General features: G+C 73.3%; 7 protein-coding genes. 3 read left to right on the forward strand and 4 right to left on the reverse strand.

What is annotated here, in order from left to right; translation table 11 throughout:
- Positions 1-14: 14 nt before the first annotated feature.
- The 3 genes from KMZ30_RS06715 to ligD form a co-directional block, all read right to left on the reverse strand.
- Complete coding sequence (locus tag KMZ30_RS06715; protein WP_215512544.1) at positions 15-1,508, reverse strand: peptide MFS transporter; 1,494 nt, start codon at positions 1,506-1,508, stop codon at positions 15-17.
- Between the two features lie 68 nt (positions 1,509-1,576).
- Positions 1,577-2,020, reverse strand: a complete 444-nt coding sequence (gene arfB, locus KMZ30_RS06720; RefSeq protein ID WP_372447510.1) for an alternative ribosome rescue aminoacyl-tRNA hydrolase ArfB — start codon at positions 2,018-2,020, stop codon at positions 1,577-1,579.
- Positions 2,020-3,009, reverse strand: coding sequence for a non-homologous end-joining DNA ligase (ligD, locus tag KMZ30_RS06725; protein WP_215512545.1), 990 nt, complete (start codon positions 3,007-3,009; stop codon positions 2,020-2,022). Before ligD ends, arfB begins: the two co-directional genes overlap by 1 nt.
- A 114-nt stretch (positions 3,010-3,123) precedes the next feature.
- Between ligD and KMZ30_RS06730 the strand changes: the two genes are divergently transcribed.
- The 3 genes from KMZ30_RS06730 (at position 3,124) to pcrA (ending at position 6,807) form a co-directional block, all read left to right on the forward strand.
- Positions 3,124-3,465, forward strand: coding sequence for a PadR family transcriptional regulator (locus KMZ30_RS06730; protein WP_215512546.1), 342 nt, complete (start codon positions 3,124-3,126; stop codon positions 3,463-3,465).
- 10 nt (positions 3,466-3,475) lie between these two features.
- A complete protein-coding gene (locus KMZ30_RS06735) occupies positions 3,476-4,189 on the forward strand; it encodes a hypothetical protein (protein WP_215512547.1) in 714 nt (237 codons plus the stop codon).
- A gap of 185 nt (positions 4,190-4,374) precedes the next feature.
- Entirely contained in the window at positions 4,375-6,807 is a 2,433-nt protein-coding gene (gene pcrA, locus KMZ30_RS06740) for a DNA helicase PcrA (RefSeq protein WP_215512548.1), read from the forward strand.
- A gap of 13 nt (positions 6,808-6,820) precedes the next feature.
- Here the strand turns inward: pcrA and KMZ30_RS06745 are convergent.
- Positions 6,821-6,963 (reverse strand): integrase core domain-containing protein (locus KMZ30_RS06745; RefSeq protein WP_215512587.1); only part of this gene is annotated, 143 nt, incomplete at its 5' end.

Genomic DNA, 6,963 nt, shown 5'->3' on the forward strand with positions numbered 1-6,963 from the left:
CCGGCAGGTGCGCCTCAGACGGTCGTGACCTCGGCGCTGGCCATCCGGGACCGGACCCACGGCACGAGCGCGAGCATCGCGGCCGCGACGACGAGGGTGATCGCCGCGTTGACGAGGTAGTACGTCGAGTCGCCCAGCCCGCTCATCGCGGTGATGAGCTGTGCGGCCACGGCCTGGCCGGCGGCGGTGGCGAGGAACCACAGGGCCATCGCCTGCGAGGCGAAGGCGGTCGGCGCGAGGCGCGTCGTGGCCGACAGCCCGACGGGGGAGAGGAAGAGCTCGGCCACGGTCTGGAGGACGAAGACGCCCCCGAGGACCCACACCGGCGAGGTGTTGCCCTGGTAGGTCGCGAAGGCCCACGCCATCGCCAGCGCCGAGACGCCGATGAGGGTGACGCCGATGGTGAACTTCATCGGGGTCGAGGGGAAGCGGCCGGCGCGCCTGACCCAGAGCAGCCCGAAGAGCGGCGCCAGGGCGATGATCGCGAGCGGGTTGACGGACTGGAACCACTCCGGGTTGACCTGCACCCCACCGACGGAGGTGACGGTGCGCTCCTGCGCGAAGAGGGCCATCTTGCCCGCGGCCTGCTCGAAGATCATCCAGAAGACGACCGCGCCGACCCACAGCGGGATGTACGCCGCGAGGTGCGTGCGCTCCTGGGCGTCGACCTTGCGGCTGCGGAACATCACGACGAAGTAGGCCACCGGCGTCGCGAGGGCGAGGACCGAGATGGCGTCGATGACGGCGAGGAGCACGCTGTCGCGCCACGTCGAGGCGAGAGCGACGAGCAGGGCGACGGCGACCACCGCGCCGAGCACGAGCAGCGGCAGCCGGCGGCGCTCGGTGCCGCCGAGCGGGTTGGGGACGTCGTCGCCGGCGCCGCGCAGGGTGCGCCGGCCGAGGACGAACCAGACGAGCGCGACGCCCATCCCGACGGCCGCGGCCGAGAAGCCCGCGTGGTAGCCGAAGCGGTCGCGCAGGAAGGCGACGACGAGCGGCGAGAAGAGCGCGCCGAGGTTGATCGACATGTAGAAGATCGAGAAGCCGGCGTCGCGACGGGGGTCGTCGTCGGCGTAGAGGCGCCCGACGATCGCCGAGATGTTGGGCTTGAGCAGGCCCGTGCCGAGCGCGACCAGCGCGATGCCGAGCCACGCGGTCGGCGTCGCGGGCACGGCGAGGCTGAGGTGGCCGGCCATGATGACGACGCCGCCGTAGAGCGTCGAGCGCCGCGCGCCGACGAGCCGGTCGGCCGCGTAGCCACCGAGGACCGAGAGGAGGTAGACGGCCGAGCCGTAGATCGCGACGACCGAGGTGCCGGTGGCCTCGTCGATGCCGAGCCCGCCGTTGGCGGCGGTGTCGACGAGGAAGTACAGGAGGATCGCCCGCATGCCGTAGTAGCTGAAGCGCTCCCACAGCTCGACGAAGAACAACGTCGAGAGGCCCGTCGGGTGCCCCAGGAAGCCGCGGTCGCTGCGGCTGCTCTCGGCGGATCGGGTGGTCACGGACATCGGGTGCCTTCCTCTGGACAAACCCGTCGACCGTAACCCGTGGCCGCCGGATGACCGAATCGCGCAGGTCAGCCGTCGGGACGCAGCCGGCCGCGCGCGGACTTGGTGAGCGCCCGTCGGCGCTTGGCGTCGAGCCGCCGCTCGACCGAGCCGCGGGTCGGCCGGGTCGCGCGCCGGGCCGGTGGCGGTGGCGCCAGTGCCTCGCGCAGCAGCTCGGCCATCCGCTCGCGGGCCGCCGCCCGGTTGCGCCGCTGCTGCCGGTGCTCGGAGGCGGTGACGACGAGCCGCCCGTCGACGAGACGCGCCCCCAGGCCGCGCTCGAGCCGGCGCCGCTGGGCGTCGGTCAGGCCCGTGACGACCGCGAGGTCGAGCTCGAGCTCCACGCGGCTGTCGGTGGTGTTGACGCCCTGTCCGCCGGGACCGGACGCGCGGGAGAAGCGCTCGACGAGGTCGGCCCCCGGGACCGTGAGTCCCTGCGGCACGCCGGGCCCGGGCGCGACGACGAGGTCCATCAGGGCTTCCCGGTGTCGTCCTCGGGCTCCGGCGGCGGCTCGGCCCCGGCGGCCTCGTCGCGCTCGGCCCACTCCAGGAGCGGCGAGATGTCGAAGACGGCGTCGTCGATGCCGGCGTGGAGGTCGCCGAGCTCGGCGAAGCGGGCGGGCATCGTCGCGATGGTGAAGTCGTCGGGTTCGGCGTCGTCGACCTCGTCCCAGCGCAGCGGGGCCGACACCGTGCCGATCTCGTTGCCGCGCACCGAGTACGCCGCGGCGATGGTGTGGTCGCGGGCGTTCTGGTTGTAGTCGACGAACACGGCGGCGGGGTCGCGGTCCTTGCGCCACCACGTCGTCGTCACCTCGTCGGGCAGGCGCCGCTCGACCTCGCGGGCGAAGGCGAGCGCGGCCCGGCGCACGTCGGTGAAGCCGTGCTCCGGCGCGATGCGGACGTAGACGTGCAGGCCGTGGCCGCCACTGGTCTTCGGCCACCCGACGGCCCCGAGCTCGTCGAGGACCTCGTGGGCGACGTGGGCGGCCCGCCGGACCCGCGAGAACGGCGCGTCCGGCATCGGGTCGAGGTCGATGCGCCACTCGTCGGGTGCCTCGGTGTCGGCGCGGCGGCTGTTCCACGGGTGGAACTCGACGGTGCTCATCTGGCAGGCCCAGGCGACGTCGGCCAGCCGCGTGACGCACAGCTCGTCCGCGTGGAGGCCGTAGCGCGGGAAGTGCAGGCGTACGGTCTCGACCCACGGCGGGGCGCCGCGCGGCAGCCGCTTCTGGTGCACCTTGGCGCCGGCCACGCCGTCGGGGAATCTGTGGAGCATGCACGGGCGCTCGCGCAGCGCCCGGACGATGCCGTCGCCGACCGACAGGTAGTACTGCACGAGGTCGAGCTTGGTCTCGCCGCGGGCCGGGAAGTACACCCGCTCGGGGCTGGAGACGCGCACGTCGAAGCCGTCGACGTCGAGGACGACGGGCTCCCCGAACTCACCCTTGCGCGAGGCCATGGGCCCACGCTAGGGCCTGGCACCGACGGGCGGTCCGGAGCGCGCGGTCGCGCGTCGGGCAGTCGCATCACCGACTAGTTGACACCGCTACCTAGGGGCCCGACACTGGGCGGCATGGGGGAGGTGGTGCGGCCGGACCGCGAGAGCCAGTGGCTCAAGGGGGTCCTCGACCTCGCGGTGCTCGCCGTGCTCGCCCGCGAGGGGTCGGCGTACGGGTACTCGCTGCTCCGCTCGCTCGCCGAGGCCGGGCTGCCCGGCCTGCGCGGCGGGACGGTGTACCCGCTGCTCGGCCGGCTCGAGGACGACGGCCTCGTGCAGAGCGAGTGGACGGTGGCCGACGGAGCCCCGGCGCGCCGCTACTTCGCGCTGACCCCGGCGGGGCGACAGGTCCTCGCCGAGGGCCGCGACGGGTGGTCGTCCTTCGCCGACCGGATGACGAGAGCGCTGGAGGTCTGACGTGGAGGGGATGCGACCGGTCGACGGGATGCGCGTCGACGTGCTCGAGTACTGCCGGGTGCTCGCGAGCCAGCTGCGGCTGGCCGGCCTGCCGGAGGCGCGGGTGCGCGTCGTCGTCCAGGACGTGCTGGCCCACGTCGAGGCCACCGGGGAGGACCCGGTCGAGGCGTTCGGCCAGCCCACCGACTACGCCGCGCAGTGGGCCCGACCGCCCGGTGTCCTCAGGGTGCTGGGGCTGATGGTCGCCACCGCCGTGGCCTTCCCCGGGATCTTCGTGGCCTTCACGGCGCTCACCTCGCCCGCTCCGTGGGCCGGCGCGGTCCCGGTCACCCCGTTCCTCGTGTCGGCGGTGGCCGGGGCGGCGGTCGCGGGCGGGGTCTACCCGTGGACGGTCGGGCTGTGGCTCGAGCGGCGAGCCGGGCGCCGGGTCGGGAGGGGCCGGTCCCCGCTCGACGCCGTCGTCGCCGTGCTCGCCTGGGCCGTGCTGATCGTGCTCGTGCTCGTCGTCGTGCAGCGGGTCCTGGGACCCGACGGCGACGGCCGGACGCTCATCTCGGTCCCGCGCTGGGTGCTGCTCGCGGTGGGGCTCGGCGGGATGGCGCTCTCGTTCGTGCTGCCCTCGCCGGGGGCCCAGACGATGCCGCGCTCGCCGGCCGACCACCGGTCGTGGTGGGCCCGGGTCCGCTCCCTCCTCGCGGGAACTGGCAACCGCCGGCGGTTCTGACCGGACCGCGCTGTTCCACCCTGAGGAATTTTGCTTGGACAAACCCTAGACGGCGTGCTCGCGTCGGCTCTACCGTGGTGCCAAGACCCCCGGGTCGCCCCGATCGGAACCCCTGCACCGGTCGAGCGCTCCGGGGGTCCGCCATGTCCGGGCCGTCGGCGCCGCGACGTAGGGTGGACCCCGAGATGAGCACCCTCTTCGACGGCCTCGACTTCGGCCAGACCCACCCTGCCGACCCCGCGACCCACGCGAGCGCCCAGGCGGCCCTCGTCAACGCCGCCGGGGTGCCGACGTGGGCCGAGGCGGCCGCCGAGGGGCGGGGTCCCGACGGCGGACCGGGGCGCCGCCTCGACGCCGCGGCCCTGCTCGAGGGGCTCAACCCGCAGCAGCGCGAGGCAGTGCTCCACGAGGGCCCGCCCCTGCTCATCGTCGCCGGCGCCGGCTCGGGCAAGACGCGGGTGCTGACCCACCGCATCGCTCACCTGCTCGCCGACCGCGGCGTGCAGCCCGGCCAGGTCCTCGCCATCACCTTCACGAACAAGGCCGCCGCTGAGATGCGCGAGCGGGTCGCCGACCTCGTGGGCCCGCGCGCCAAGGCGATGTGGGTCATGACCTTCCACAGCGCGTGCGTCCGCATCCTGCGCCGCGAGGCCGACAAGGTCGGGATGCGCTCGCAGTTCTCCATCTACGACGCCGCCGACAGCCAGCGGCTCATGGCGATGGTCCTGCGCGACATGGACCTCGACCCCAAGCGCTACAACCCGCGGGCGTTCGGGCACCAGGTGTCGAACCTCAAGAACGAGCTCGTCGACGAGGAGACCTTCGCGAGCCGGGTCGCGCAGGAGGGCACCCACCAGGAGCAGGTCCTCGCGGAGGCCTACACCGAGTACCAGCGGCGGCTGCGGCAGGCCAACGCGATGGACTTCGACGACCTCATCATGACGACGGTCCACATGTTCCAGGCCTTCCCCGACGTCGCCGAGCACTACCGGCGCCGCTTCCGGCACGTCATGGTGGACGAGTACCAGGACACCAACCACGCGCAGTACCAGCTGGTCAAGGAGCTCGTCGGGTCGGAGGAGACCCGCACCGAGCACGGCGTCGAGCCGAGCGAGCTCGTCGTCGTCGGTGACGCCGACCAGTCCATCTACGCCTTCCGCGGCGCGACGATCCGCAACATCGAGGAGTTCGAGGAGGACTACCCGCAGGCGCGAACCATCCTCCTCGAGCAGAACTACCGCTCGACCCAGACGATCCTCCGGGCGGCCAACGCCGTCATCGCGCGCAACGAGGGCCGGCGGCCGAAGAACCTCTGGACCGACAGCGGCGACGGCGCCCGGATCATCGGGTACGTCGCCGACAACGAGCACGACGAGGCCTCGTTCGTCGCGCGCACCATCGACCGGCTGACCGACGCGCACGAGGCCCGCCCCGGCGACGTCGCGGTCTTCTACCGCACCAACGCGCAGAGCCGCGCCCTCGAGGAGGTGTTCGTGCGGGTCGGGCTGCCCTACAAGGTGGTCGGCGGCACCCGGTTCTACGAGCGCCGCGAGGTCAAGGACGCGCTCGCCTACCTGCGGGTGCTGTCCAACCCCACCGACACGGTCAACCTCCGGCGGGTCATCAACGTCCCCAAGCGCGGCATCGGCGACCGCGCCGAGGCCTGCGTCGCCGCCCTCGCCGAGCGTGAGCGCATCCCGTTCGTCGCGGCCCTCGGGCGGCCCGAGGACGCGCCGGGCATCGCGACGCGGTCGGTGGCCGCCATCCGCGGCTTCACCCAGATCCTCGAGGACCTCGGCCGCGTCCGCGACGACGAAGAGACCGGGGTCGCCGACCTGCTCGAGGCCATCCTCGACCGCACGGGGTACCTCACCGAGCTGCGCGAGAGCCGCGACCCGCAGGACGAGACCCGCGTCGAGAACCTCGCCGAGCTCGTCGCCGTCGCCCGTGAGTTCGACGACGCGCGCCGCGAGACCGGCGAGGTCATCAGCCTCGAGGACTTCCTCGAGCGGGTCTCGCTCGTCGCCGACGCCGACGAGATCCCCGACAGCGCCGAGGCCGAGGAGCAGGGCGTCGTCACCCTCATGACGCTGCACACGGCCAAGGGGCTGGAGTTCCCCGTCGTGTTCCTCACCGGCATGGAGGACGGCACCTTCCCGCACCTGCGCAGCCTCGGCGACGCCAAGGAGCTCGAGGAGGAGCGGCGGCTCGCCTACGTCGGCATCACGCGGGCCCGCGAGCGGCTGCACCTCTCGCGCGCGGCGGTCCGGTCCGCGTGGGGCGCACCGCAGTACAACCCTCCGTCGCGCTTCCTCGACGAGATCCCGGCCGAGCTGCTCGAGTGGGAGCGCGAGCTCTCCGGGGCGGCGGCCGTGGGGCGTCGCGACCAGCGGCCCGCCGTCGCGACCCTCGCGGCCCGGCCGGGGGTGCGCTCGCCCGGCAACCGGCCGGTCATCCAGCTCGCGCCCGGCGACAAGGTCACCCACGACACCTACGGGCTCGGCTCGGTCGTGCGCACCCTCGGCGAGGGAGACAAGACGCAGGCCGAGGTCGACTTCGGCGGCGAGCTCGGCGTCAAGCGGTTCGTCCTGCGCTTCGCCCCGCTCGAGAAGCTCTAGCTGTACCCGGCCATCAGGTTGGTGACAGGCGGCTGGTCGGTGGGAGTCCGCCGAGGGCGGTGTGGCGTCGCTGAGTGTTGTACAGCTCGAGCCAGGGGGCAAGGGCGTCGGCGCGGGCTTGGTTGCTGGTGAAGACCTGCCGGTAGGCCCATTCGG

The organism is Phycicoccus mangrovi (genome assembly GCF_018729305.1).
Taxonomy (GTDB): Bacteria; Actinomycetota; Actinomycetes; order Actinomycetales; family Dermatophilaceae; genus Phycicoccus; species Phycicoccus jejuensis.

What these genes read in the sequence shown, in the direction of transcription:
- arfB (WP_372447510.1), bottom strand. Translation starts at nt 2,020, where the DNA reads ATGGACCTCGTCGTCGCGCCCGGGCCCGGCGTGCCGCAGGGACTCACG.
- KMZ30_RS06730 (WP_215512546.1), top strand. Translation starts at nt 3,124, where the DNA reads ATGGGGGAGGTGGTGCGGCCGGACCGCGAGAGCCAGTGGCTCAAGGGG.
- KMZ30_RS06715 (WP_215512544.1), bottom strand. Translation starts at nt 1,508, where the DNA reads ATGTCCGTGACCACCCGATCCGCCGAGAGCAGCCGCAGCGACCGCGGC.
- KMZ30_RS06735 (WP_215512547.1), top strand. Translation starts at nt 3,476, where the DNA reads ATGCGACCGGTCGACGGGATGCGCGTCGACGTGCTCGAGTACTGCCGG.
- pcrA (WP_215512548.1), top strand. Translation starts at nt 4,375, where the DNA reads ATGAGCACCCTCTTCGACGGCCTCGACTTCGGCCAGACCCACCCTGCC.
- ligD (WP_215512545.1), bottom strand. Translation starts at nt 3,009, where the DNA reads ATGGCCTCGCGCAAGGGTGAGTTCGGGGAGCCCGTCGTCCTCGACGTC.